Origin of the sequence: Stanieria cyanosphaera PCC 7437, from assembly GCF_000317575.1 — a bacterium.
Classification (GTDB): domain Bacteria; phylum Cyanobacteriota; class Cyanobacteriia; order Cyanobacteriales; family Xenococcaceae; genus Stanieria; species Stanieria cyanosphaera.
Map to the genome: position 1 here is coordinate 231872 of NC_019748.1, position 24472 is coordinate 256343.

Genomic DNA, 24472 nt, shown 5'->3' on the forward strand with positions numbered 1-24472 from the left:
GTTCTTTTGCTCGCTTAAACACAAGCAAGACTTGAGTTTTTGTTAATTGTAAGGTGAGGTTTACTCACTGAGTCTAAGAATTGCTAGAAATTTGAATTTAGAGAGCTAAAAAATTCGTGAATACTTCCATAGTTGAACTAGTAGATAATCTACCCACTGACAATTTAACCGTAAAAGTTCTCAACGCACTAGACTATATAGTGCCAGGCAAGTGGGAAAACTTAGTTGGGTTTGATAACACCATTAGTGCAATTACAGGAGAAACAAAAAATAAAAAAATCGCTAAGATACGCGATCGCGCTATTGATTTATATAATGATAAACAACAGGGATATCAAACTGCTATTTGGCTTTATCGCACTGTAGATGCTACAGACAAAGCGGTGGCAGCAGCAGCTTTAGCTGATAAAATCGGCGATGCTTTTCGTTTTATTCCTTTTTTAGATAAACTAACTCCTAAAGCGGATTTGGTTCAAAGTGTTGATTTGAGAATCAAACTGGTAGCTGAATTAATTGCCTATAGTAAACTAAATGGCATTACCCTCAACCCAAGTAAGTTTGTGGCTTCTGTAAGAGAGAATTATCAAAAAGAAGCTTTAATGAGAATGGTAGCTTTAGTTTGTATCGATGGAGTACTTCCTCTTGGTACAAATTTCGTTCCTAAAGTAAGAAATGATTTAGAAAATAGAGATAATTTAGCTCAAGATCCCGCTTTTAATGCAGTGAGTCAGTTTATTCCTACTTCCGATAAACGAAGTTTTATTAATGAAAGTTTTAATACTACAGGAGATTGGATGACTAACTTAATCTCTTCTGCTGGAATAACTCGTGAATCTCTTGCCAACCGAATGAGGGGTTTTGTCAATGTGGCTGACGATAAGTTAGATTATTTAGCAGCGTTTTTAGATGGAGCGACTAATTATTTTGAACATACTGGCATTCAAACCGTTGCTCGTACTTTAATCAATCGCGCTTATCGAGAAGTAAATTAAATAGTCTAGATGCGACACAAAAAACTGATAAATGGTGTAGGGACAATTCATGAATTGTCTCTACTGATCACTGATATTGAAGTTCTGCTACTCTAGTAGTTTGATCACTCAACTCTGTATCTATGGAGAGGATCGAACTAACTATTTCTGATGAAACTTTACGAGATGGCGAACAGCAAGCAGGGGTTTTTTTTGACTTAGAAACAAAGGAAACTCTAGCTCATCTTATTGCTCAAACTGGAGTAGCTCAAATTGCGATTATGCCAGCAATTCATCCAACCGAAGAGCAGTTATTTACAAAATTAGTAGCTAAAAATAAAAGTAAGTACCTGATTGCTTCTACGATGATGGATCGTTTCTATATCGATCAATCTCAAGCTTGTGGTGCTAAACAAATCATCTTATTTCATGCTCTCTCGGATCGTCTTATGTTTCTTAGAGATGAAGAAATTCGTAATGATCCTCACTATTACCAAAAAACCATTGACGATGATATCCCTGCGGTAGTAATTGCCAAAATTCGCCAAAATGCGATCGCTCATATTTTAGCTCACTTACAATATGCCACGCAGTTAGGGTTAAAAATTTGTTTTGCTGCTGAAGATGCCAGTCGAGCAGATTTTGATTTTTTAGTTCAATGTATCAATACTTTTGCTCCCTACATCGAACAGTTTTTACTTTGTGACACCCTTGGCATTCTTACGCCAGAAAAAACTTATATTTGGCTGAGAGATTTATTAGAATATACTAAAAATGTGCCTTTAACTGTTCATTTCCACAACGATCTTGGTTTAGCTTTAGAAAACACGATCCAAGCAGTGATTGCAGGTGCGTCAGGTATTTCTGGAACTTTTGGCGGTATAGGGGAAAGAGCAGGAAACGTTGCTTTAGAACAAATCTTAAATGCTTTAAAAATTCGGATGGGTTGGGAAGTAGCAGGAATTAATTATGATGCTCTTGATTTGGTTAGTGAGCATTTAGAAAAATTAGGAGTTCGTGCTTATCCTCCTTACTCCAAAGGCGCACAACGCTACGAAACAGGAATTCATGTTCACTCAATCTTACGCGATCGCTCTAGCTATTCCATCTTTCCTGAGATTGAACCCGAAATTTGGTTTGGTAAATGTAGTGGTGCTAGTAACTTTCAATATTTGTTTGAAAAGTATTTAAATCAACCCTTACCACCAGAAAAATATGAATCATTGCGATCGCAAATAAAAGCTCTTGCAATTCAATATAAACGTTCTTTTTCTACTGAAGAAGTTATAGAGTTACTAGAGCAAAGAATTCTTCAAATTGAATATAGTAATTGAGCTTAAAAATAAAAGGGGTTGTGATTAATTTAAAAAGAGGTTTTACTTTGATTCACTTCCCCATAAAATTTCTTGCTTAAAACTAACTAGATTGATTAATGATTGTTTCTTTGCTCAAACTTAAAGCTCATTAACTTTATTACAAATTAGAGAGCAAATTTCTTCAGTTAGTTTCTGTAGCAGGAACAATATCTACATTAACCTTAACTGCATTAACGCCTCGAATTTCGTTAGCTAGAGGTTCAATTTTATTATATTCATCCTGACTTGGAACTGTACCTGCAACTACAACTGTACCGTTTTCTGCTTCAACTCTTAGTTGAGAACGAGGAATATTAGCTTCTAACTTAGCTCTAACTTGACTTTCAAGATCGGAGTCATCTCTAACATTTTGATTGCCCGCTATATCATTACGTTGTTCACGCGCCCGAATATCTGAGTTGAGTTGATCTCGACGAACTTCGCTAACACCGTCTTCTTTAGTTTCTTGGACTCTCTCAGGATTGTTTACATTGCCACCTGTGGTATCAGGTGCGTCACTACTAGTTCTTGCTCCATCACAAGCAACCGCACCAAACATTAAAACACTACCTAATAATAAAGCACTAAGTTTTTTCATTTTTTTCTCCGAAAGCTTATTTTAATTAATCAAGTATGTGAGGATAAGTGATTAACAGTCCCAAGCTATTTTTGTTAAGGTTTATCGCAATTCTTAAAGTAGTGAGATACAAACTTGTTTGTTTAAAAGCAGAAGTAAAATGCATCTAAGTAAATCGAGGAACGCTATAAATCAATTAGCTAGGGTTTGAAGTTCACAATTTAATATTGATTGAAGATACTCAAATCTTCATTTTTCTACCTTGATGGGGTTAGCAATACCAACCCCTGATCGAGATAGTTTTTGGTTAAAGTTTTTACAGGTCTTTATCAATAATGGGTCGACCATCAACATCAACTTCTAACTCTTCACGGCGAATAGTTTTTGTAGTATTGACAGTATCCTGTTCAACTTCTTTACGAATACTTACTTCTTCACGAACAAAGGCTTGTTTTTGAATGTCTGCTGTTTCTTCGTAAACGTCTACCCGTGCTACTTCTCCTTCTGAGAAATTAACCTGATTGGGATTGACTGGTTGAACACTACTAGGATTACTATTGCGTTCGATGATTACTCTTTCTTTTTCAACGGGAACAGAAACATTAGCTACTTCAGATTCAACTGTTTTGCCAACGGAAATTTCACCAGTTTTCTCACGCTCTTTGTTAACTACCAAACGTTCTTCGTACAATTTGACGTTTTCTAAATTGTCTGGTCGCGTTACTCCAGTAGTATTAGTTACAGTAGGCTCGCTTACCCTGGTTTCTCTGTTAACTACAGGATTAGGTGTATTAGCGACTACAGACTCACCTACTCTAGGTTCAATTCCAGTGATAGGATTAGGGGTACTAGTAACTACAGACTCACCTACTCTAGGTTCAATTCCACTAACAGTATTAGGAGTACTAGTAACTACAGACTCACCTACTCTAGGTTCAATTCCACTAACAGTATTAGGAGTACTAGCAACTACAGATTGATTTACTCCGGTTTCAATGCCACTGACAGGACGAGCAACATTGGTATTAGTTGCTTGTGGTGTAGGTGCTGTTGAATTATACATTTCTAATTCTTCAACTCCGTGACGACGCATAATTGCTTCAGCGTGTCCAATCTCGCCTTCTGGAGCATTAACCATTACTAAAAAGCTACCACCAGCAACGCGATCGCTATACATTTTGGCTCTTTCTTCAGGAATACCTAAACCAATCAAAGCTCCTACTAATCCACCAGCAGCAGCACCAATACCAGCACCTGCTAAAGTAGTTGCGATCGCAGTAGCTTCTGCACCTGCTAGAAGAATTGGTCCGATTCCAGGGATAGCTAATAATCCTAAACCTACTAATAAACCAGTGATTCCACCTAAAGTACCACCAGTTAATGCACCAGCAGCAGCACCTTCATCTGCTTTATTACCTACATCTCTGGTTGTTTCTGTTCCAGCGATCGGATTGGTATCTTTAGCGATGACAGAAACTCTGTCCATATTAAAACCGCTATCTCTCAAATCGCGAACTGCTGCTTCAGCTTCATCTCGACTATAAAACAAACCAACAATACGTTTGTACACACCATGATCTGAATAGGAATTTCTCATTAATACTCTCCTAACATAAAAAGAAATATAATTGCGAGCTTTTGTGCTGGTGTGAGGCGATGCCACTTACTTTAGCAAGAAGCCCTTAATTTCTTTCCCTATTGTTATTAATTTGCTCGCAAAAGTTATCTGTCTTTGGAAGTATTAATTAAAAAGTTCAATGAGTTGTTTTAAATCCATATAAAACTAGCTTTTTCTTATACTTAAATGTAATCAGCTATTTTAAATAAATCATCATAAGGATAGATGTCAATAAATCTTAGTTTTTATACATTGATATAAGTATAAGTAAGGCAAGTAAAAATCGTACATTTAACGATTAATACTTTTATAAATAACCAATTATATTTTAAATAATATTAAGAAGGAATCAAACAACTATTGTTAATTCCTTCTATTTGTTTTTAAGATATTGATTGGAACTTATTGCATATAAAACATCGGAATCATCTAAGTTCAATAAATTTAAGTAACTTTTTCCGCAAAAAGCACTTGAAATGTAAAAACTATACTTAGAAAAAACTCCCACTAAAACCAATCAAGAAGCTTAGAAGTGGGAGAATTTATTTATTAATCTTGATTAAGACAAAATTTCTTTACCAACTGCACGATATTTAGACCATCCCAAATGCGATCGCGGATCGGGAAAATCTTTGACAATCACACCACGACTAGGAGATCTTTCAAAAGCAACTAAACGTGGTATGTCTGCTTTAAACAAAGGTAGTTTACTTTCTTCTAGAAATTTTCTAGCTTCTCTGCCATTGATCGTACGAGAATCTACTTGAGTTAACAGAACCTTGTAATTGATCTTTAATGGTTCGAGTAACTCTACTGCTTTGAGCGTGGTATCTAAATCGAGGTGATTGGGAGTAGTTGGCAAAATTAGTAAATCGCATCCCTGCGCTAAGTCTTCTAACTCCTCTGGTTCTGGTCTAGCTTGAGTATCGATTACTATATGAGTATATTTAGTAATTAATCCTGTAGAACCAGCTTGAGAAGCTACATAAAAAGGTAATTTATCCTCCTTTGACCAAACTAAAGCAGACCTATTTTTGTCCGCATCTATTAGTAGGGTGGGTGCTAAGGTTTGAAAATAAGCAGCTAAGTGAATCGCTGTTGTAGTTTTACCTACCCCTCCCTTTAAAGCTGTAATCGCAATAATCATCGGCTGCTGACCCAATATTTGGTAGTAGTAGTTTACCTGTAAGAAGGTTCGAGTTGACTAAACAATGTTGCAATTATGTAAAATATCTGTTACATTTATTTACATAAGTTCATAAAGTATAAGAACAAATATCTTTACTTATTATTCCAACCTTAAGCTTTCTTGCTGATAGCAAGACTATATGGTAGCTTTGGTATCTCGCGTCAACATTGATTTCTCCTGAATTGTGCCTCGGTGAGTTCCGAGGTTTTTTTTATATAGGATTAAGAACTCGAACTACAGTTCCCTCTGGGGGTAAATCCGTCGGTTTAATGGCAATACTATCAGTATTTAATTTACTTACTGGCAATTCTTTAGTTAAGGCTAAGAATTCGTCTACTGCAACCAAATCACAACTTTCTTGATCGGCAGCAGTCGTTAGATATTGAGTAGGAATAACCACTTTGGGTTTTAAAACTCCTACTGCTTCTTTAGCTTCTTGAGCATTATAAGCTTTTTCTCCACCACCGACAGGCACAAACAGCACATCTGGACTACCCATCAAAATTTTGGCTTCTAAACTGATTGGTGCTGCTGCCCCACCTAAATGCAAAAGATTGACTCCACTTTGAGTCCAACGCCAAGCAATATTATTCCCAAAACGTCTACCACCTTCGCGGTCGTGAGGAATACTGATTCCTTGAAATTTAAGCCCATTAATTTGATAATCTCCTGGTTCAGTTAAAATCCTGGGATTACCTGGAAGATTTTCTACTGCCCCTTCGTCGAGTAAAAAGCTACTTACTAAAACCAAATCTGCTTCTACTTTGGGAACAGAATAACCTGCGGTACAACCAAGAGGACGGAAAGGATTAACTAAAACTCTCAAACCATTACCAGTAAATAAAAAACAAGTATGTCCTAAAAATTTGATCGTTACTGCTTCGCTGCTGGTTTGAGCGGTCGAACCTTGCCAAGAGGATGCCAAAATTGTTCCAAAACCGGTTAGTAAAGTAGCTCCACCATAGCGCATTAACTGTCGCCGTTTCATAGTCATTGTCTCTGATAACCTAAATATCTGTAACTATCTAATCTCAAATTGCTAAATTTCTGCTACGAATAAGTTTATGTACGGATTTGGCACTGCCAAATTTCTCCCCACGATTTGTAGCAAACAAAAACAAATTGATATAACTCATTACGTACTTAATGCCATCACAAATTGCGCTGCGGACAGCTTCGCTGCGCCGAAGGCGACCGCGCTAGATTGTGACAGCAATTTAATTGGATACGCGCTCAAGAGATTTCAAAAAATTACCTAATAGCTGTTTGCCAGAATTAGTTAAAATACTCTCTGGATGAAATTGGACTCCTTCGATGTGAGGATAGTTCCGATGACGAACACCCATAATTGTGCCATCTTCTACCCAGGCAGTAATCTCTAAAGTCTCAGGAATAGTTTCCTTTTCAATAACTAAACTATGATAACGGGTAGCTGTAAAAGGTGATTTTAAGCCAGCAAATACGCCTGTGTTGTGGTGATAAATTTCTGAAGTTTTGCCATGCATTAAAATCGGGGCTGAGACAATTTTGCCACCAAATACTTGACCAATACTTTGATGTCCTAAACAAACTCCCAAAATTGGTAATTTTGCTCCTAATTTTTCGATCAGTTGAAGCGAGATACCTGCATCTTCAGGACGACCGGGACCTGGAGAGATAACGATTCCATCAGGATTTAAGGCAATAATTTTTTCTATGTCAATTTGGTCATTGCGATAAACTTGAATCTCGGCAGCGACTGGAAAATCTTGAGCTAATTCACCAAGATATTGCACTAAGTTATAAGTAAAACTATCGTAATTATCAATAACTATAATCAAATGTAATTCTCCTTCAGGAAATTGAGAGAATCAATCTCAATAGAGGGGGAAGCAAAATAAAACTTGCTACTAGTACGGCTGCGATCGCAGAAATAAATACAGCACCAGCAGCACAATCTTTAGCAATTTTAGCTAGTTCGTGATAAGTTTGCTTAACGGTGAGGTCTACCACTGATTCGATCGCAGTGTTTAGTAATTCTAAGACCATTACGCTGGCACAAGTAAGGGTAATTACAGACATTTCTACAGCCGTTATTTGTAGAAAAAGACCCAAGCTAATTGCCAGAGTCCCGATGATTGTATGAATCCGAAAATTTCTTTGGGTTAGAAACGCGTAACGAACACCTGCGATCGCATATTTAAAACTTAAGAAAAGATTGGGAGCTACCTGCCACGCGAGATTACGGAGGTCTTTGGATTGAGAAGTAGAAACAATAGTTTTGGTCATAAAAAGAGATTTTGAATTGGAGACAAACAAGGCTAGCTTTTAGCTAATGATCAATTAAGTCATTTTTAATTAAGAAGTTTAATATATCTTTACCAAACCTGGTAGTGTTTGTGATTTTAACTCAGTATATTTTGATAATATGTTCATAAAAAACAGCTTATGCGCTCAATTTTAGGAGATGATTCCGACGGATTTCAGTAATTTTGCTTGTTGACTCAGCATCTGTTCTAGTCTTTGATCATCAGGATGATCCCAACCCAACAGGTGTAGTAAACCATGAGAAGCTAGCCAAGCTAGTTCAATAGTCAAAGAATGATTTTGCGATCGAGCTTGTTTGAGAGCGGTATCAACGGAGATCACAAGATCACCTAAATATAAAGGCTCGTTAAGTTCAGTTTTTGGTAAATCGACTTCTAAAGCAGCAAAAGCCAGAACATCTGTAGGTTGATCTTTTTGTCGATATTGTTGATTAAGAGCTTGAATTTCGCGATCGCTACAAAAACGAATACTTACTTCATAACTATGATCAGCAGGAAGAGTTGACTCTAGTTGTTTTAACCAAGTTTGAATCCATTGTTCCCAAGGAAGAGCAAGATTGTTTAATTCCTCGCCTTCAAAGGCATTTTCGATATAAGTTTCTACAGTAAAATCGGTTTGAGGAATCATGCAATTATGGCTTAGTTAAATAAGAAAGACCAATTAACAAGGTAATCAAGCCAAAGGTAGTCAGAAAAAAGTGTTTGAGAGAAATACCGCGTTTACGTACCATATTACGCATAGCTAATTTAACATAGCTATCTTGCGGTTCTGGAGGTTGATTTGGTTCTGTAGAAGAGGAATTAGTCATGTGATTAAGGTTAATAATTTAGATTTTTGATTATCAAGCGATAATTTTTAAGAGACAGTTAAAATCTTACTGCACCAAAAGCATAACATTGCGCTAGTTAAAGGAACAGTAAAGTTGTCAATACCCCATTTAGAAAGAGTTTCAAGACTAGCAGCCCCCACAGCTACCAATAAAGCAATTAACCAAGTCTGCCAACAATTTCCCTGAACAAACAACAGAATAATACTAGTAACTAAATAACTAAATCCAACCATAGTTAGAGAACCTTCCCAACTTTTGGTAATACCTAATAGCTGATAAGTATGTTTCCCGTAGCGTTGACCAATAATGGCTGCCATGCCATCACCCCAAGCCATCACCAAAATACCAATCACAGTATATTCAGGATAGTCTTGCCAAAAAACAGCAGCTAAAATGCCAATACTAACAGCATAAAATAATGTTCCTAAGCTTTTTCTACCTACACTATTAATACTAGGCAAAATTGGCGTTACATAAGAAATTATAGCAATAATCGCTGCAATTATAGCAGCAGTAATAATTACCCAAGTTGAAAGATTGAGCCACCAAGCTAATAAAATCACATTACCGCTACCGATATGAACAACTTTTCTAGTAAGTTCGGGGTCATCATTTATAAAGCGGTTTAATCCTTCAGCTACAGTAACTAAAATTCCTAGATAAAGGAAAATAATAATCAAGGGATACCAAAGGGAGGAAATTGATTCACCTAAATAATTCATTTATCAACTGTGAATACTGGTTTATTATTTATTGTCGATGTTTTACTATTGCTCGCCTCAATTTATTTGATTTTGGTAACTTTGATGCTTAAAACTGCTTTACTTTGGCTAATTAAAATTTATCGTAGTTTGATTTCGCCTTTATTTCCCCCTAGTTGTCGCTTTCAACCTACTTGTTCTCAATATGCTTTAGAAGCGGTAGAAAAATTTGGCGTGTGGCGCGGTAGCTGGTTAGCAATTAAAAGAATTTCTCGTTGTCATCCTCTACATCCTGGTGGTTACGATCCTGTTCCTGCTTCGGATCAGCAAGAGCAAGAAAAAATTGTAGATTGAGAATAATACCCTTGTCGCTGATTCGGATCTTCTTGAAGTCTTTTGGTCTAGATTTGGTTTACAAGCAGATAAATGGTATTCCGTCGAAGTCCGTTTTTTAATCTCTTTACTTTCTTTTCTACTCTAAATATAACTATTGAGGCGAACTTTAGCTCATCTGTTAGCCTTATTTTCTCTGTTTGTTCTCGATTTATTTTTAATCTGAGTTTGGGTTTTGAATCAGACACCAGTAAATAAGTACTAATGACTGTTTGATAGGGAAGTCTAGATTATTCACTCTTCTCGAAGTTCAAAATTTTATGTTCGATTCGTCAATAAACAAATTTTGCAATTGTTACTGATTGAGACTGCATAAAAAAAGTTTTTCTAACGTACTCCTAAAACAAATAAAAAAATATTGAATTTATTTAATGCAAAACACAAAAAATAATTGTCGATCTTTATTTTAATAAAAAAAATAATAGGTTTATAAGCATCAATTTATATAAATACTACTAAAAATAATTAAACTAAATTGTATTTAACTAAAAATTAAAATGTCTAAAAATTTAAAATTACTCTATTTACAATAATTATGTAAGTATTTTATATCAATTTATTTAATGTTTTATTGATTAACCATATTGACTCGCGTTTTTTGTACGTGAGTTTTTTTGTTTTTAAAATATATTTTTTTATAAAAATGCTCTTGCTAAAAATATTTTTAATTACGATACTTTTTGATATTTTTTGATATTGTTGTTATCTCAAAAATAATTTAACTTTATAAATAACAAAAGAATTATTTTTTTTGGAAAAAACAGCAATTTTGTAACTTATTTAAAGAGAGAAAATTACCATGATTATTGTAATTAAACCTGGAACTTCCCCCCAAGAAATCGATCGCATTAACCAAGAATTATCTCGTCCTAATCTTAAAACTGAAACAAGTTTGGGCAAACATAAAGTAGTTATTGGTTTAGTTGGCGATACTAATGAATTAAATCCTGAACAAATTCAAGCAATTAGTCCTTGCGTTGAAAATGTATTACAAATTAAACAGCCTTTTAAACGAGCAAGTTTAGAATTTCGTCATGGAGAATACAGTGAGGTAGTTGTATCTACTCCTAATAGTGAGGTTGCTTTTGGTAAAAATGCTCCTTTAGTTAATGTAGCTGGTCCTTGTTCAGTAGAAAGTGAACAAATGATTTTAGATACAGCTTTTCAACTTAAAGCAGCAGGGGCGCAGTTTCTTAGAGGTGGTGCATACAAACCGAGAACTTCTCCTTACGATTTTCAAGGTCATGCTGAACTAGCTTTAGAATGGTTAGCTACTGCCCGTCAAGAGACTGGTTTGGGTATCATTACTGAAGTTATGGATGCTGCTGAACTAAATGCGATCGCAGAAGTTGCTGATGTGATCCAAGTCGGTGCGAGAAATATGCAAAACTTCTCCTTACTCAAAAAAGTAGGGGCAAAAGGAAAACCTGTTTTACTCAAACGTGGTATGTCTGCAACTATTCAAGAATGGTTAATGGCAGCAGAGTATATCTTAGCAGCAGGTAATCCTAATGTTATTCTCTGTGAAAGAGGAATTCGTACTTTTGACAAACAGTATACTCGTAACACTTTCGATATTTCTGTTATTCCAGTCTTAAGAGAACTAACTCATTTACCAATTATGCTCGATCCCAGTCATGCTACTGGTAAATCTCAATACGTTGCCTCCATGGCATTAGCTGCGATCGCAGCAGGAACAGATTCTCTGATGATTGAAGTTCATCCCAACCCTGCTAAAGCTCTTTCTGACGGCCCTCAATCTCTGACTCCTGAACAATTTTACCTGTTAATGGAAGAGATGAAAGTAATGGCGATGGCAGTTGGTCGTTCTTGGAAATCTGCTTCAGAATCGATGTTTTGCAACCTTTCTCATTATCAGCAATACGCAGCGATCGCTTAATTCAGTGAGCAGTTATCAGTCAACAGTTATCAGTTAACAGGTAACAAGTAATAGGTTTTAAATCTCCTGTCTCTTGCCTTCTGCCTTTTGACTTTTGACACTTTGTTCATCCAAATAAAAAGGCTAATGAGATACCAACTCATTAGCTACTCTACAAACATTTTTTGTTGAATTAACCATGATTATAGCATCTCAAACTCAAACTTTTACCAGCAAATTTCCTCATACTGCTTCAGATTCAGTGGTAATTGTGGGTGATAAGCCTTTAACAATTAAAAAAGTTGCTCAAGTTGCCCGTTATGGAGCAAAAGCACTTTTAACTACCAAAGAAGAAGTTTTGCAAAAAGTTAACTCATCTTGTGAATGGGTAGCCCAAGCAGTGGCATCGGGCGAACCTATTTATGGAGTAACTAGCGGTTTTGGTGGTATGGCAAATGTTGTTATTACTCCTGACTTAGCTAAAGAATTGCAAAATAACTTGATGCGTTATCACAAAGTTGGTGCAGGACAGAAATTGTCTTTAGCTGATGTACGTGCAGGAATGTTACTGAGGGCAAATTCTCACCTTCACGGTGCATCGGGTATTCGGTTAGAACTAATTCAACGCATCGAAACTTTTTTAAATGCTGGCGTTACTCCCCATGTCTGCGAATTTGGTTCAATTGGGGCTAGTGGGGATTTAACTCCTTTAGCTTATATTACTGGGGCATTAGTTGGGCTGAATGATTACTATACCGTTGACTTTAACGGGGAAGAAATGACTGCGCCCGAAGCTTTGAAACTTTTGGGACTAGAACCTTTAGAATTATTGCCCAAAGAAGGTTTGGCAATGATGAACGGTACAGCAGTGATGACTGGTATTGCTGCTAACTGTGTCTACGATGCGCAAAATCTGCTTGCCTTATCTTTAGGGGCGCACGCTTTAGCTTTACAAGGTTTGAATGGAACTAATCAATCTTTTCATCCTTTCATTCATCAGTGTAAACCTCATCCTGGTCAAATTTGGTCGGCACAACAAATGCTGGAATTGCTAGCGGGTTCTGCTTTAATTCGGGATGAATTAGATGGTTCTCATGACTATCGAGGTGAACAACCCATTCAAGATCGTTATTCTCTGCGTTGTCTACCTCAGTATACAGGACCGATCGCGGATGGAATTAGCGAAATTGCCAAACAAATTGAAATCGAAATTAATTCTGTCACTGATAACCCCTTAATCGATGTTGCAGGTAATGCTAGTTATCACGGTGGTAATTTTTTAGGACAATATATCGGCACTTCAATGGATCGCTTGCGTTACTACTTGGGGTTATTGGCGAAACATTTAGATGTCCAAATTGCCCTGCTAACCATGCCAGAGTTTAACAACGGTTTACCCGCCTCTTTAGTTGGTAATAGCGATCGCCCTGTCAATATGGGACTCAAAGGGTTACAAATTACAGGAAACTCCATCATGCCCCTGTTAACATTTTACGGCAATTCTCTTACTGATCGCTTTCCTACTCATGCCGAACAATTCAACCAAAATATTAACTCTCAAGGATTTGGTTCAGCTAACTTAACTCGTCGTTCGATTGAAATTTTCCAACAATATATCGCGATCGCGCTAATGTTTGGCGTGCAATCAGTTGACTTACGCACTAAGAAAATTGCTAATCATTACGATGCTTCTCAATGTCTCTCTCCTGCTACTCTTCAGTTGTATTTAGCTATTAAAGAAGTAGTTGGTAAAGCACCTTCCGAAGAACGTCCCTATATCTGGAACGACAACGAACAAGCATTAGACGAACACATTGCCTTAATTGCTGCTGATATTACCTCTGGTGGACGAATTGTGAAAGCAATTAATCAGGTTGTATCGATTTAAAGAAGAGGTAGTAGGTAATAAATAGGTAATAGGTAATAGGGATTAAGAATTATCTTCTTTCCCTACTTCTCCACCTCCCTAATTCTCTATTTTCTCCTCTCTGCGCCTCTGCGTCTCTGCGTGAAATATTTAATCAACTCTCAACTATTAGTAACTTTCAATTTTTCATTTTTGCCTTTTGACTTTCTATCATGAACATTACTGATCACATCGAACGTGCGAGTAAGCTTTTTCCCGACAAAACCGCCTTAATCTTTGAAGGAAAATCTTACACTTATCAAGAACTAAATCAATTAGCCAACCGCATGGCGAATGGTTTAAAACAACTAGGAGTAACTAAAAGCGATCGCGTTGCTCTTTTTCTACCCAATATTCCTGAATTTATTATTTCCTATCTGGGTATTCTTAAACTAGGTGCGATCGCTGTTTCTCTCAATGTGATGTTGAAAAGCAGTGAAGTAAGTTTTATTCTCAATGACTGCACTGCCAAGGTTTTGATTACTACTGAAGAATTAAGAGAACAGGTTTATAAACGCGAGATTCCTCAACTACAAACTATTTTGCTAGCCGAACAGCAAATTGGAAAGGGAATTAGTTTAGATCAGATTATTGCTAATGCTTCACCGAATGCTGAAGCGGTAGATTTAAATAAAAACGATCCTGCTGCGATTGTTTATACCTCTGGAACAACAGGTTTTCCTAAAGGTGCAACTCTTTCCCACGGCAATATTATTTCCAATATGGCAGCCCAAAATCGCTGTTGTAACATGACATCGGGCGATCGCATCTTACTTTACTTGCCTTTATTTCATTGTTTCGGACAAAATGCAGTTCTCAATGCAGGATTAAATGTCGGTGCAGCGATCGTTTTGCAAAGAAGATTTAAACCAGAACAAGTCTTAGACGCAATCTTAAAGGAAAAAATCACCATGTTTTTTGGTGTGCCGACAGTATTTATCAAACTGCTAAATCTCAATCCTTCAGTATTAGCCAATGTGCGTTATTTCTTCTCTGCTGCTGCACCGATGCCGGTAGAAATTGCCCAAAAATGGCAGGAACAATACGGCATTGTCATTCATGAAGGCTACGGTTTAACTGAAACTTCTCCCTGTGCTTGTTACAACCACAATTCAAACTATAAATTTGGTTCAATTGGCACTCCCATCGACGATGTTGAGATGAAAATTGTTGATACCGAAGGAAGAGAAGTATCCCCAGGAGAAATAGGAGAAATTGCGATCAAAGGATCTAATGTGATGTTGGGTTATTGGAATCGTCCCTTAGAAACTGCCAAAGTTCTGAAAAATGGTTGGTTTCACAGTGGTGATATCGGTTCGATGGATCAAGATGGTTACTTCTACATTGTTGATCGCCTCAAAGACATGATCAATGTCTCTGGTTTCAAAGTCTATCCTGCCGAAGTAGAAAACGTTCTCTATCAACATCCAGCCGTTGCCGAAGCAGCAGTATATGGAATTCCCGATCCTTTTAAAGGTGAAACCGTCAACGCCAACATCGTTCTTAAATACGGTATTACCGAAACCGAAATGGCTGCTTTCTGTGCCGAGAGAATTGCCACCTACAAAGTTCCTAAATGCTTTAAATTCGTCAATTCTATTCCCAAAAACCCCACAGGCAAAATACTCAAACGAATGCTGCGTGAAGAACAAATTACCGTTATGGCTTCTTAATTCAGTTATCAGGAAACAAGTAATTACTAATTACTAATAGGTAATAACGCTTTAAATCCTTTGCCTCCTCTCTTACTTCTCTGCGCCTTTGCGAGAGAAAAAAAGATCAAACTCAACCATATCAAACCACAAATCATGAAACTCCAACAAAAAACTACTAAACCACTAATTTCTACTGAAACCTCCTCTGGTTCTTCGATTTTTGCCCCTTCTCAATCATCCCAAGATACTAATCCCACCCAACCTACAGTAACCCAAGCCTTAGTCGAACTCTTAGAAGAATTCGGAGTAAAATCTGCCTTTGGTGTATCTGGCGGTGGTATTGGTCCAATGTGGGCAACCCTAGAACACAGTCTGATTAAAGTGTTGCACTTTCGCCATGAAGCTGGTGCTGCTTTTGCTGCGGTAGAATCTTACTTTGCCACTAATCGTCCGACGGTTGTTTTTACGACTACAGGACCCGGAATTACCAATGCTTTAACAGGACTTTTAGCTGCTAGAGGAGACGGGGCAAAAGTAATTTTTCTTTCCGCTTCGACTTCAGCAGTAAGTAGGGGAAGGGCTGCTTGTCAAGAAACAAGTACTTATAATATGCCCAGTAGTGGATTATTTACCTCTGGTCCTTTATTTCACTATGCAACCACCGTTGAAAGTAGCGAACAACTACCAGAAGTAGCTCTCCGTCTGGCTTTAGGACTGGCACAACCAGAAGGATTTGTAGCCCATGTTAGCATTCCTACAGCAATTCAAACTAGTTTATTGAACGCACCTTTAGCACCAGTAAAATTTTCTCGTTCCCTTCCTACTGCGGGAGAAGATGCGATCGCAGAATGTATCAGATTACTTTCTCAGAAACCTTTTGCTATTTGGGTTGGTTTTGGAGCAAGAAATGCGGCTACAGAAATCAAACAATTAGCAGAAAGAACTGGTGCTGCGGTGATGTGTTCTCCCCGTGCTAAAGGTATCTTTCCCGAATCTCATCCTCAGTATTTGGGAGTGACAGGTTTTAGCGGTCATGAAACGGTACTAAATTACATGGAATCCCAACGTCCCGATTATATTTTAGTGTTGGGAACGCGCTTAGGTGAACCGACTTCTTTTTGGAGTCCAGCAATGTTACCTAATCAAGGATTTATTCATGTAGATATCGATCCAGAAGTACCTGGTACTGCCTATCCTACTGCTAATACTTTTGCCATTCATTCGGAAATTAAGGTATTTGTTAAAAATTTACTGCGATATTTTCCTTCTACATCCTGTAAGGGCAATTCGCGAATTGCCCCTACCACCCGACAATCTTCTTATGGGCAAATACCATTCGCCCCTACATCCCTCGTTCGTCCAGAAATCCTGATGGATGCGATCCAAAAGGTAATCGTAGAAGGTAGCGATGCGATTGTCATGGCGGAGGCTGGTAATTCCTTTGCTTGGGCTACTCATCACTTAAAATTTGACCAACCCTATCGTTATCGGATCAGTACTGGTGTAGGAGCAATGGGACACGCTGCTACGGGGGTTGTGGGTGCTGCATTAGGCTGGCATGATAAAGCAATTGCGATCGCTGGTGATGGGGCAATGTTGATGAATAGCGAAATCAATACTGCCGTTAAATACGAAGCCCCAGCAGTTTGGATTGTTCTCAATGATGCCCGCTACAATATGTGCGATCAAGGTATGAATTTGCAAGGTTTGAAAGGGATAGATGCCCATATTCCCCCAGCAGATTTTGTCAAAATTGCCCAAGGTATGGGTGCAGATGGTATTCGGGTTGAAAAAGAATCCGACTTAGAAGCCGCTTTAGCCAAAGCTATGGCTGCAACTATACCTTTTGTAGTCGATGTCATTATCGATCCAACTTTTCCCTCACCAATTGCAGGTAGAGTCAAGAGTTTGATGAAACAAGGCGCGAAATAACAGTTATCAGTGAGCAGTTATCAGTCAACAGTTTTTTAGTTATCAATTATATGAGATAGAACAAAGAATGCTACGAATAAATCATTACTGCAGCCTGACTTTTAACTAATTCATATTATGAGTACAACCAATAGTTTAGTTTATGCCAAAGCTTATCAGTTTGCTATCAGGATTGTTAATGCTTATAAACATCTAACTGAAGAAAAGAAGGAGTTTGTTTTATCCAAGCAGCTTTTGAAAAGTGGTACTTCGATTGGAGCAAATATTGCAGAAGCCAATGGAGCAATATCAAAAGCAGAATTTAAAGCAAAAATGTCAATAGCTTATAAAGAAACTTTGGAAACAAAATACTGGATATCTCTTTTAAAAGATACAGGATATATCTCAGAAAAAGCTTTTGAAAGTCTTTATCTAGATGCCGATGAAATTGGCAAAATGCTTTTTACCATTATCCAAAATACTCAACCCAATCACTGATGACTGATAACTGATAACTGTTAACTGAAAATACTCAACCCAATCACTGATGACTGATAACTGATAACTGTTAACTGAAAATACTCAACCCAATCACTGATGACTGATAACTGATAACTGTTAACTGAAAATACTCAACCCAATCACTGATGACTGATAACTGATAACTGTTAACTGAAAATACTCAACCCAATCACTGATGACTGATAACTGTTAACTGAAAATACCCTAATTATTCCCGATTGATTTTTAAATTGAATTTTAAATTCCAGGAGATTTATTGTGAACTTATTACCCGTTGGAATTCGTTCTCTTGCCGTTAGTTTTCCCAGCATTATCCGCACTAACGATTATTACAGAGAAAATTATCCCGAATTAGTAGCTCAAGCAGAGCAAAAAACCTTATCTAAAGTCTTTTCTACCACAAATTCTGATTCTAGCAATGAATTTGATCGAGAAATGCTGCCTTATCTAGCCGATCCGTTTCGAGGTACGGTAGAAAGAAGAGTATTTGCTCCTGGTGAATCGGCTTTAACTATTTCTTATCAAGCAGCCAAAGATGCGATCGCAGCAGCTAAGTTAACGGCTGAAGATATCGATCTGATGTTGGTTGGTACAATTTTCACCGATCAATTAGGGCCTGGTAATGCAGCTTTCTTAGCAGAAAAACTTGGTTTACAAGGTGCAGCTTGGAATTTGGAATCGACTTGTTCGAGTGCGGTAGCTGCTTTGCAAACTGCTTCAGCAATGGTTCAAACCCGACAGTATCATAATGTTTTAGTGGTTATCTGTACTAACTACTCTCCCTTAACCGATCCTCAAGATACTCTTTCCTTTTTATCGGGTGATGGTGCAGGGGCATTTGTCGTTAGTCAGTTGAAACCTAATCAAGGGGTTTTAGGAACGAAAATTCTCAATACTGCTTGTACTTGCAATACTTTTTACAACGAATTAGTTATGGATGCTGAAGGTAAACCTCACATTTATATTCGTGCTGCGAAAGGTACAGGTAAAATTCTCAGCGACACTGCTACGGAATTTCTCAAAAAATGCTGTGATGGTGCTGTTAAGGCTGCTGGTGTAACTCTCAAAGATATCGATTTCTTTGCTTTCAATACTCCTACTGCTTGGTATGCCGATGTTTGTGCCAGGGCATTAGGAATTAGTAAAGAACACACTATTAATCTTAACCATCTTTACGCCAATATCGGCCCTACTTTTCCGCTAGCCAATCTCTATCACGGGGTGGAATCAGGCAAAATCAGGGAAAATGACTTGGTTTTAGTCTATACCATCGGTTCTGTCTCTAATGCTGGTGCTTGTGTCATGCGATGGGGTGACGTTTCTATCAGTTATCAGTCATCAGTTAATAGTAAACAGGTTGCAATTGTTAGGTAAAAACGATGAAAACTAACCCATCCCAAACAATTGAACAAACTTTAACTACAGGTAGCATTCGCTCTCATTTAATTAAATTGAGCATACCAATGTTCTGGGGAATGTTGACTGTTGTAGCTTTAAACCTGACTGATACTTATTTTGTTGCTCAACTGGGAACTAAACAATTAGCAGCGATGAGTTTTATTTTTCCTGTATTTGCTACTTTAGCAGGTTTAGCAATGGGTTTGGGTAATGGGGCAAGTGCGGTTATAGCTCGTGCGATTGGGGAAGGAGACAAATATAAAATTAAGCGATTAATTACCGATACTCTGGCTTTATCTATTTTAATCTCTATCGAAGGTTAAAGAAGTAAAAGAATCTTGGCAAGAAGTTTTACACATTGGTATTCCTGCTGCTGCCACTAATGCCATTTCCCCAATTGCGATCTCGCGAAGCGAGGCACTGCGTGATCGCAATTATTACCAGTATGGTTGCTACCTATGGGGCGGAAGCTGTGGCTGGTTTTGGCATTGCCTCTCGGACGAATCTTTGGCTCTAATTGCTTTTATTGCTCTATCTGCTAGCGTTACGCCCTTAGTAGGTCAAAATTGGGGTGCTGGAAAATTAAAGCGGGTTAATCAGTCTTTTTATTGGAGTGTCATATTTTGTCTCATTTGGGGAATTTCAGAAATCATTAAAAAATCTAACAAATCAATTATTCAACTATTACATCAACATGAATCAACTAACCTTTTTACAACATCGCCCTAGTTATCGATCTCAAACCGTTTCCTGGAGGGTTCGTGGACTTAGAGGTGCAACCACTGTAACAGAAAACTCTTCAGTCGCGATCGCAGAAGCTGTGAGAGAATTATTTGATGTCCTTCACAGCAAAAATCAATTAGATACCGATCAAGTTGTCAGTGTAGTTTTCTCTGTCACTAAAGATTTAAATGCGATCTTTCCTGCTTCAGTAGTTCGTCATCGTCCAGGATGGGATTTAGTTCCTCTCTTAGATGTACAGCAGATGGATGTTCCAGATAGTTTACCTAGATGTATTCGGGTGCTAATTCAATTCAATACGCCTTTGCCTCAAACTGCTTTGCAACCCGTTTATTTAAGAGATGCTGCCTTATTACGTCCCGATTTGGCGATCGCGCATTAATCGTAGGGGGTATTCACGAATAGCCCCTACCCAAATTATTAATTAACAGTAATTAGGTAATCAATCATGATCAAACAATATATTAAAGAAATCAATGCAGAATTAATTCAATTATTAGGAAAAAAAATCGATCTTTTACGGGGCGTACAAGCCCCTGCGTCGAACGCAGGGGTCAGCCCCTTACAAGAAATAAAAAGCAATGATGATAATGAGTCAGATATTCCTTCCATTTTAAATCAAGCTGGTGTTCCTCAATTTGTTTGGCAAAATTTAGTAATTAATTGTCAAGCAGCAGTCAAAAGTAGATTACCAACTAATCTTCAAGCAAAACCGCGACGGGTTACGATTATTGGTGGAGGCGGAATGATGGGCAGCTTTTTTGCTCAAAAACTATCCGCAGCAGGACATCAAGTAACCATTCTCGGACATGATGATTGGGATAAAGCAGAAGAATTATTAAATGACAGAGATTTAGTGTTAATCTGCGTACCCATTGAATATACAACTGAAGTAATTCAAAAAACCGTTAAATATCTTTCACCTAATACAGCTTTAGCCGATCTTACCAGCATTAAAACTCCTGCGTTAAAAACCATGCTGGAATACCATTCGGGGGCAGTAATTGGTTTACATCCCATGTTTGGTAAGGTGCAATCCTTTTTATCGCAAAAAGTTGTAGTTTGTTCGGGACGTAGAGATGAAGAATTTCAATGGTTGCTAAAACTAATCGAAGCAGACGGAGGGGAATTAATTCATTCTACTGCCGAGGAACACGATCGCATGATGGTGGCAGTCCAAGCTATTCGTCAGTTTACTACTTTTAGTCTGGGGGTTTTTCTTGCAGAACAAGAATTAGATGCCCGTCGCAGTTTAGATTTTGCTAGTCCTCCTTATCGTTTGCAACTGGGAATGATTAGTCGCTTGTTAACTCAGTCTGCACCAATGGTAATCGATATTATGCTCGCTACGACCGAATCTCGTCAGGCAATTGGTAAATTAGCTGCTACTTATGCCCGATTAGCAAAACTAGTAAAAGAAAGCAGAAGAGAAGAGTTAATTGCCGAATTTGGCGCAATTCAAGCCTATTTAGTTCCCCAAATGGATTGTTGTCTGACAGAAAGTCATCATGTCATCAATGCATTGAGTAATTTTTTAAATGGGAAGAGACAGGAAACAGAGAACGTAGGGGCGAACCGCGGTTCGCCCCTACAGAAGGAAGAAGGTAGGAGGCAGAAGGCAGAAGCTAGTGTTTTTTGAGTTTTTGCAGCGTATAAACTAGAATTCCTTGCATTCTATCGGTATTTCTCAATAAAGGGTCAAGAAATTTATCTTCTGTTAATTCTACTCTTTTGGCAATTGATAACTGATAACTGATAACTGAAATATCTTCTGCCTCTTTCATAAAATCATTTCTAATTAATAACTCTACAAACAATGAACAAACAACTTATAGATATAGAAGCTACACAGCTTAATAATGAAACTGTTAATCCTTTTGTTGAAGAAACAATTCCCACTCAACAAATAACTCAGTTAAAAGTATCTTCAGAGAAATCGCCATCGGAACAATTAATTGAAGCTTTACTAACCTATCCTGATCGCGCCATTGATATTTTAGAAGCTAACGAAGAATTAATTAATTCTGAATTAGTAGAACAAATGGAATTGGCAGCCGTCCAAATGAAAGCTAAGGGTTCAACTGATGCAGCTAATTTTCTTAAAAATATAGCCTCTCAAATCAAAAAGGCTTTAGCTGTATGCGAATTCCGTGAAGCTAATGAAGAATCTTTATCAGCTTATCATCATTTAATTGAGGTTTTACTTACCTATCCCAACCAAACTAGCAAAATTTTGGCTACTAATAAAAAGCTGCTTGATGCTGGATTATTTCAAGTTATGGAACAAATGGCAATGCAGATGTCAACCAATGGTTCTGAAAAAGCAGCAGTTTTTTTACAAGATTTGGCAGATCAATTACAAGAAGCTGGTTATCATCAGTTACCAGCAGCACAAACAAAACGTAACTGGAAATTATGGTTTGGGGGTGCAGTTGTCTTGCTATCAGGTTTGTCAATCTTATTAATTAATCCTTTTGCTGCTAAAACTCCACCTTCTCAAGAAAGCACTTTAAATTCGGTAGTATCTTCAGATAATGCTTTACCTTTCAAAACTGTTGCTTTAGAAGCGGTAGATTCCTATCAAGTATCTCGTAATTATACTGGAACGATCGCAGCTAATCGCAGTAGTGAATTGGGTTTTGAACGGAATGGTAAATTACTTTCAATCGATGTTGATGAGGGGCAAAAGGTTGAAACAGGTACGATTTTAGCCACTCTTGATCGCAGTTCTTTAGAAGTACAACGACAACAATTATTAGCCGAGCGATCGCAAGGAGAGGCTCAACTGCGGGAAATGCAAGCGGGTTCTCGCCCTGAAACGATTGCTGCTGCTCGTGCCAAACTAGATCAAGCTCAAGCTCAATTAGATCAAATGGAAGCAGGTTCGCGTGCTGAAACGATTGCTGCCTCTCGTGCCACGGTAACAGAATTAGAAAAACAATTAGAATTAGCTCAAAGCAAACGCGATCGCCGAAAGGGATTGTATCAACAGGGGGCAATCTCTCGGGAACAGTATGAAGAGGTAGACACAGAAGTTAATGCCCAACAAGCACGTCTCGATCAAGCTAAAAGTCAGTTAGATGAAATCCTTGCTGGTACTCGTCCCGAGGAAATTGAAGCTCAACAGGCAAAAGTTGCTGAAACCCAAAGTCAATTAGATGAATTACTTGCTGGGACTCGTCCCGAACAAATTGACGCTCAACAAGCTGCGATCGCGCAAATCGATGCTCAAATAGCCAGTTTAGATATCGACCTCAATAAAAGTACTCTTAAAGCCCCCTTTGCTGGAACTATTGGGGCGATTAACCTTAATGAAGGCACAGCAGTTTCTGCTGGTCAGGGAGTGATTCGTTTGGTAGAAAATGGAGATATTGAAGCTCATATTGGTGTTCCTGTGGCAGAAGTTGCCCAAATTAAAACTGGTAGTACTCAATCTCTCAAAATTGGCGAAAAAATCTATCAAGCTAAAGTATCTTCAGTTTTACCCGAAGTAGATTCTGCGACTCGCACTCGAACAGTTGTCCTGAAATTAGAAGGTATAGCTGCAAACGAGATTTCTCCAGGACAAACAGCCAATTTAGCCTTAGATCAAACTGTAGCTACCTCTGGCTATTGGTTGCCCAATACTGCATTAGTTTCTGGGGTTAGGGGTTTGTGGTCTTGTTATGTTATCGGTGAACCTATTCAAAATAATATTTACCGCGTTGCCAGAAAAGATGTAGAAGTTTTATACACAGAAGGAGAAAGAGTTTTAGTTAGGGGAACTCTGCAAAAAAGCGATCGCGTTATTGTTAGTGGGACTAATCGTCTTGCACCTGGTCAATTGGTTAGTGTCATTGGTGATTAGTCATTGGTTGATTGTAACCAGCTTAATTTTTAGTCTTAAGTATTACTTACCCTAATCTCTTGACTATCAATTGTGAGGGTAGTAACAGAAAAACGCAATCCTATTTGGCGAAGTATTTTATCAATAGTTGCAATTTGCGGATTACCTGATTCCGAAAGAGATTTGTAAAGACTTTCTCTTCCTACACCAGCTATTTCAGCAGTTTTTGTCATGCCTTCTGTGGCGCGAATCACATTTTGCAATGCTACTAAAAATGACTGTATTCCATTTTCTTCAAGGGCAGCTTCTAAATATTCTTTGACAAACTCAGGATCTCTAAACTCATTACTGAAAACTTCGTCGAAACTGTTCAATTTCATCTTTGTACTTCTCCCATAGTTTTATTGCCTTATCGATAGAGAGTAATACCATTCTTCAAACGGAGAACGACCATTTTCTATCTCAAGGACTGTTATTTCTTGTGGGTCTACCATACTATCTTAATGTATCTTTAAAGATACGATAGGTCAAATTGTTGGCATTGATAACTGAAACTTTTCTCTTCTTCTTCTCGATCGCGATCAATAACTGTATTAATAACGAGGCAATTATTTCTAATAGATAACTGATGTTATTGCTCGATCCTCAAAATTATCTCCACGCCTAATTTATTCCACAAAACCAGTCGATAACT

26 protein-coding genes are annotated in these 24472 nt (G+C 37.8%); 15 read left to right on the plus strand and 11 right to left on the minus strand.

All coding sequences use genetic code 11. The features are described 5' to 3' along the window. Positions 1 to 116: 116 nt before the first annotated feature. Together STA7437_RS00980 and STA7437_RS00985 are read left to right on the plus strand one after the other, a co-directional pair. On the plus strand, positions 117 to 992 hold the full coding sequence (locus tag STA7437_RS00980; protein WP_015191497.1) for a hypothetical protein: 876 nt from the start codon (positions 117 to 119) through the stop codon (positions 990 to 992). 122 nt (positions 993 to 1114) lie between these two features. Continuing rightward, the gene (locus tag STA7437_RS00985; protein ID WP_015191498.1) at positions 1115 to 2305 is read left to right on the plus strand and encodes a homocitrate synthase; all 1191 of its coding nucleotides are present in this window, start codon (positions 1115 to 1117) and stop codon (positions 2303 to 2305) included. 163 nt (positions 2306 to 2468) lie between these two features. On the opposite strand, the gene STA7437_RS00990 is transcribed toward STA7437_RS00985, so the two are convergent. The 9 genes from STA7437_RS00990 to STA7437_RS01025 form a co-directional block, all read right to left on the minus strand. Continuing rightward, positions 2469 to 2924, minus strand: coding sequence for a BON domain-containing protein (locus tag STA7437_RS00990; protein WP_015191499.1), 456 nt, complete (start codon positions 2922 to 2924; stop codon positions 2469 to 2471). A gap of 295 nt (positions 2925 to 3219) precedes the next feature. Continuing rightward, entirely contained in the window at positions 3220 to 4500 is a 1281-nt protein-coding gene (locus STA7437_RS24575; protein ID WP_015191500.1) for a DUF2382 domain-containing protein, read from the minus strand. A 580-nt stretch (positions 4501 to 5080) separates the two neighbouring features. Next, positions 5081 to 5668: a ParA family protein gene (locus STA7437_RS01000; RefSeq protein WP_015191501.1), complete on the minus strand. Its 588-nt coding sequence runs from the start codon at positions 5666 to 5668 to the stop codon at positions 5081 to 5083. Positions 5669 to 5921: 253 nt separating this feature from the next. Beyond that, positions 5922 to 6698 (minus strand): MBL fold metallo-hydrolase, encoded by a 777-nt coding sequence (locus STA7437_RS01005; protein ID WP_015191502.1) that lies wholly within the window; start codon positions 6696 to 6698, stop codon positions 5922 to 5924. Positions 6699 to 6927: 229 nt separating this feature from the next. Beyond that, on the minus strand, positions 6928 to 7530 hold the full coding sequence (locus tag STA7437_RS01010; protein ID WP_015191503.1) for an anthranilate synthase component II: 603 nt from the start codon (positions 7528 to 7530) through the stop codon (positions 6928 to 6930). A gap of 13 nt (positions 7531 to 7543) precedes the next feature. Continuing rightward, the gene (locus STA7437_RS01015; RefSeq protein ID WP_015191504.1) at positions 7544 to 7978 is read right to left on the minus strand and encodes a diacylglycerol kinase family protein; all 435 of its coding nucleotides are present in this window, start codon (positions 7976 to 7978) and stop codon (positions 7544 to 7546) included. 171 nt (positions 7979 to 8149) lie between these two features. Then, positions 8150 to 8644 carry an rRNA maturation RNase YbeY gene (ybeY, locus tag STA7437_RS01020; RefSeq protein WP_015191505.1) on the minus strand — a complete coding sequence of 165 codons (495 nt, stop codon included), beginning with the start codon at positions 8642 to 8644 and terminating at the stop codon, positions 8150 to 8152. Positions 8645 to 8648: 4 nt separating this feature from the next. Continuing rightward, the gene (locus STA7437_RS25280) at positions 8649 to 8825 is read right to left on the minus strand and encodes a DUF3285 domain-containing protein (protein ID WP_015191506.1); all 177 of its coding nucleotides are present in this window, start codon (positions 8823 to 8825) and stop codon (positions 8649 to 8651) included. A gap of 47 nt (positions 8826 to 8872) precedes the next feature. Beyond that, positions 8873 to 9568: a diacylglycerol/polyprenol kinase family protein gene (locus STA7437_RS01025; RefSeq protein WP_015191507.1), complete on the minus strand. Its 696-nt coding sequence runs from the start codon at positions 9566 to 9568 to the stop codon at positions 8873 to 8875. 84 nt (positions 9569 to 9652) lie between these two features. Here STA7437_RS01025 and yidD point away from each other — a divergent pair, with 84 nt between their 5' ends. The 12 genes from yidD (at position 9653) to STA7437_RS01075 (ending at position 21591) form a co-directional block, all read left to right on the plus strand. After that, complete coding sequence (gene yidD / locus STA7437_RS01030; protein WP_041619647.1) at positions 9653 to 9901, plus strand: membrane protein insertion efficiency factor YidD; 249 nt, start codon at positions 9653 to 9655, stop codon at positions 9899 to 9901. A gap of 838 nt (positions 9902 to 10739) precedes the next feature. Beyond that, on the plus strand, positions 10740 to 11840 hold the full coding sequence (aroF, locus tag STA7437_RS01035) for a 3-deoxy-7-phosphoheptulonate synthase (RefSeq protein WP_015191509.1): 1101 nt from the start codon (positions 10740 to 10742) through the stop codon (positions 11838 to 11840). A 178-nt stretch (positions 11841 to 12018) separates the two neighbouring features. Next, positions 12019 to 13707, plus strand: coding sequence for an HAL/PAL/TAL family ammonia-lyase (locus tag STA7437_RS01040; RefSeq protein WP_015191510.1), 1689 nt, complete (start codon positions 12019 to 12021; stop codon positions 13705 to 13707). Positions 13708 to 13898: 191 nt separating this feature from the next. Then, positions 13899 to 15398, plus strand: a complete 1500-nt coding sequence (locus STA7437_RS01045; protein ID WP_015191511.1) for a class I adenylate-forming enzyme family protein — start codon at positions 13899 to 13901, stop codon at positions 15396 to 15398. A 135-nt stretch (positions 15399 to 15533) separates the two neighbouring features. Further along, the gene (locus STA7437_RS01050) at positions 15534 to 17312 is read left to right on the plus strand and encodes a ScyA-related TPP-binding enzyme (RefSeq protein ID WP_015191512.1); all 1779 of its coding nucleotides are present in this window, start codon (positions 15534 to 15536) and stop codon (positions 17310 to 17312) included. Positions 17313 to 17429: 117 nt separating this feature from the next. Beyond that, on the plus strand, positions 17430 to 17789 hold the full coding sequence (locus STA7437_RS01055) for a four helix bundle protein (RefSeq protein WP_015191513.1): 360 nt from the start codon (positions 17430 to 17432) through the stop codon (positions 17787 to 17789). A gap of 282 nt (positions 17790 to 18071) precedes the next feature. Next, the gene (locus STA7437_RS01060; RefSeq protein WP_015191514.1) at positions 18072 to 19187 is read left to right on the plus strand and encodes a 3-oxoacyl-ACP synthase III family protein; all 1116 of its coding nucleotides are present in this window, start codon (positions 18072 to 18074) and stop codon (positions 19185 to 19187) included. Positions 19188 to 19192: 5 nt separating this feature from the next. Further along, positions 19193 to 19534 carry an MATE family efflux transporter gene (locus STA7437_RS01065; RefSeq protein ID WP_041619072.1) on the plus strand — a complete coding sequence of 114 codons (342 nt, stop codon included), beginning with the start codon at positions 19193 to 19195 and terminating at the stop codon, positions 19532 to 19534. Between the two features lie 59 nt (positions 19535 to 19593). After that, positions 19594 to 19728 (plus strand): hypothetical protein, encoded by a 135-nt coding sequence (locus STA7437_RS27310; protein ID WP_281169245.1) that lies wholly within the window; start codon positions 19594 to 19596, stop codon positions 19726 to 19728. Next, positions 19719 to 19940 carry an MATE family efflux transporter gene (locus tag STA7437_RS27605; RefSeq protein WP_407696422.1) on the plus strand — a complete coding sequence of 74 codons (222 nt, stop codon included), beginning with the start codon at positions 19719 to 19721 and terminating at the stop codon, positions 19938 to 19940. The genes STA7437_RS27310 and STA7437_RS27605 overlap by 10 nt, the downstream gene beginning before the upstream one ends. After that, a complete protein-coding gene (aroH, locus tag STA7437_RS01070; RefSeq protein ID WP_015191515.1) occupies positions 19906 to 20334 on the plus strand; it encodes a chorismate mutase in 429 nt (142 codons plus the stop codon). The genes STA7437_RS27605 and aroH overlap by 35 nt, the downstream gene beginning before the upstream one ends. 66 nt (positions 20335 to 20400) lie before the next feature. Next, on the plus strand, positions 20401 to 21591 hold the full coding sequence (locus STA7437_RS01075; RefSeq protein WP_015191516.1) for a prephenate dehydrogenase/arogenate dehydrogenase family protein: 1191 nt from the start codon (positions 20401 to 20403) through the stop codon (positions 21589 to 21591). On the opposite strand, the gene STA7437_RS26390 is transcribed toward STA7437_RS01075, so the two are convergent. Beyond that, positions 21578 to 21736, minus strand: coding sequence for a hypothetical protein (locus tag STA7437_RS26390; protein ID WP_015191517.1), 159 nt, complete (start codon positions 21734 to 21736; stop codon positions 21578 to 21580). The two genes, STA7437_RS01075 and STA7437_RS26390, sit on opposite strands and share 14 nt — an antisense overlap. A 32-nt stretch (positions 21737 to 21768) precedes the next feature. Here STA7437_RS26390 and STA7437_RS01080 point away from each other — a divergent pair, with 32 nt between their 5' ends. Beyond that, positions 21769 to 23799, plus strand: coding sequence for an efflux RND transporter periplasmic adaptor subunit (locus STA7437_RS01080; protein ID WP_015191518.1), 2031 nt, complete (start codon positions 21769 to 21771; stop codon positions 23797 to 23799). Between the two features lie 35 nt (positions 23800 to 23834). On the opposite strand, the gene STA7437_RS01085 is transcribed toward STA7437_RS01080, so the two are convergent. Further along, a complete protein-coding gene (locus STA7437_RS01085) occupies positions 23835 to 24158 on the minus strand; it encodes an addiction module antidote protein (protein WP_015191519.1) in 324 nt (107 codons plus the stop codon). Positions 24159 to 24472: the final 314 nt, after the last annotated feature.

What these genes read in the sequence shown, in the direction of transcription:
- STA7437_RS00985 (WP_015191498.1), top strand. Translation starts at nt 1,115, where the DNA reads ATGGAGAGGATCGAACTAACTATTTCTGATGAAACTTTACGAGATGGC.
- STA7437_RS00990 (WP_015191499.1), bottom strand. Translation starts at nt 2,924, where the DNA reads ATGAAAAAACTTAGTGCTTTATTATTAGGTAGTGTTTTAATGTTTGGT.
- STA7437_RS24575 (WP_015191500.1), bottom strand. Translation starts at nt 4,500, where the DNA reads ATGAGAAATTCCTATTCAGATCATGGTGTGTACAAACGTATTGTTGGT.
- STA7437_RS01000 (WP_015191501.1), bottom strand. Translation starts at nt 5,668, where the DNA reads ATGATTATTGCGATTACAGCTTTAAAGGGAGGGGTAGGTAAAACTACA.
- STA7437_RS01005 (WP_015191502.1), bottom strand. Translation starts at nt 6,698, where the DNA reads ATGAAACGGCGACAGTTAATGCGCTATGGTGGAGCTACTTTACTAACC.
- STA7437_RS01015 (WP_015191504.1), bottom strand. Translation starts at nt 7,978, where the DNA reads ATGACCAAAACTATTGTTTCTACTTCTCAATCCAAAGACCTCCGTAAT.
- ybeY (WP_015191505.1), bottom strand. Translation starts at nt 8,644, where the DNA reads ATGATTCCTCAAACCGATTTTACTGTAGAAACTTATATCGAAAATGCC.
- STA7437_RS25280 (WP_015191506.1), bottom strand. Translation starts at nt 8,825, where the DNA reads ATGACTAATTCCTCTTCTACAGAACCAAATCAACCTCCAGAACCGCAA.
- STA7437_RS01025 (WP_015191507.1), bottom strand. Translation starts at nt 9,568, where the DNA reads ATGAATTATTTAGGTGAATCAATTTCCTCCCTTTGGTATCCCTTGATT.
- yidD (WP_041619647.1), top strand. Translation starts at nt 9,653, where the DNA reads ATGCTTAAAACTGCTTTACTTTGGCTAATTAAAATTTATCGTAGTTTG.
- aroF (WP_015191509.1), top strand. Translation starts at nt 10,740, where the DNA reads ATGATTATTGTAATTAAACCTGGAACTTCCCCCCAAGAAATCGATCGC.
- STA7437_RS01040 (WP_015191510.1), top strand. Translation starts at nt 12,019, where the DNA reads ATGATTATAGCATCTCAAACTCAAACTTTTACCAGCAAATTTCCTCAT.
- STA7437_RS01045 (WP_015191511.1), top strand. Translation starts at nt 13,899, where the DNA reads ATGAACATTACTGATCACATCGAACGTGCGAGTAAGCTTTTTCCCGAC.
- STA7437_RS01050 (WP_015191512.1), top strand. Translation starts at nt 15,534, where the DNA reads ATGAAACTCCAACAAAAAACTACTAAACCACTAATTTCTACTGAAACC.
- STA7437_RS01055 (WP_015191513.1), top strand. Translation starts at nt 17,430, where the DNA reads ATGAGTACAACCAATAGTTTAGTTTATGCCAAAGCTTATCAGTTTGCT.
- STA7437_RS01065 (WP_041619072.1), top strand. Translation starts at nt 19,193, where the DNA reads ATGAAAACTAACCCATCCCAAACAATTGAACAAACTTTAACTACAGGT.
- STA7437_RS27310 (WP_281169245.1), top strand. Translation starts at nt 19,594, where the DNA reads ATGCCATTTCCCCAATTGCGATCTCGCGAAGCGAGGCACTGCGTGATC.
- aroH (WP_015191515.1), top strand. Translation starts at nt 19,906, where the DNA reads ATGAATCAACTAACCTTTTTACAACATCGCCCTAGTTATCGATCTCAA.
- STA7437_RS01075 (WP_015191516.1), top strand. Translation starts at nt 20,401, where the DNA reads ATGATCAAACAATATATTAAAGAAATCAATGCAGAATTAATTCAATTA.
- STA7437_RS26390 (WP_015191517.1), bottom strand. Translation starts at nt 21,736, where the DNA reads ATGAAAGAGGCAGAAGATATTTCAGTTATCAGTTATCAGTTATCAATT.
- STA7437_RS01080 (WP_015191518.1), top strand. Translation starts at nt 21,769, where the DNA reads ATGAACAAACAACTTATAGATATAGAAGCTACACAGCTTAATAATGAA.
- STA7437_RS01085 (WP_015191519.1), bottom strand. Translation starts at nt 24,158, where the DNA reads ATGAAATTGAACAGTTTCGACGAAGTTTTCAGTAATGAGTTTAGAGAT.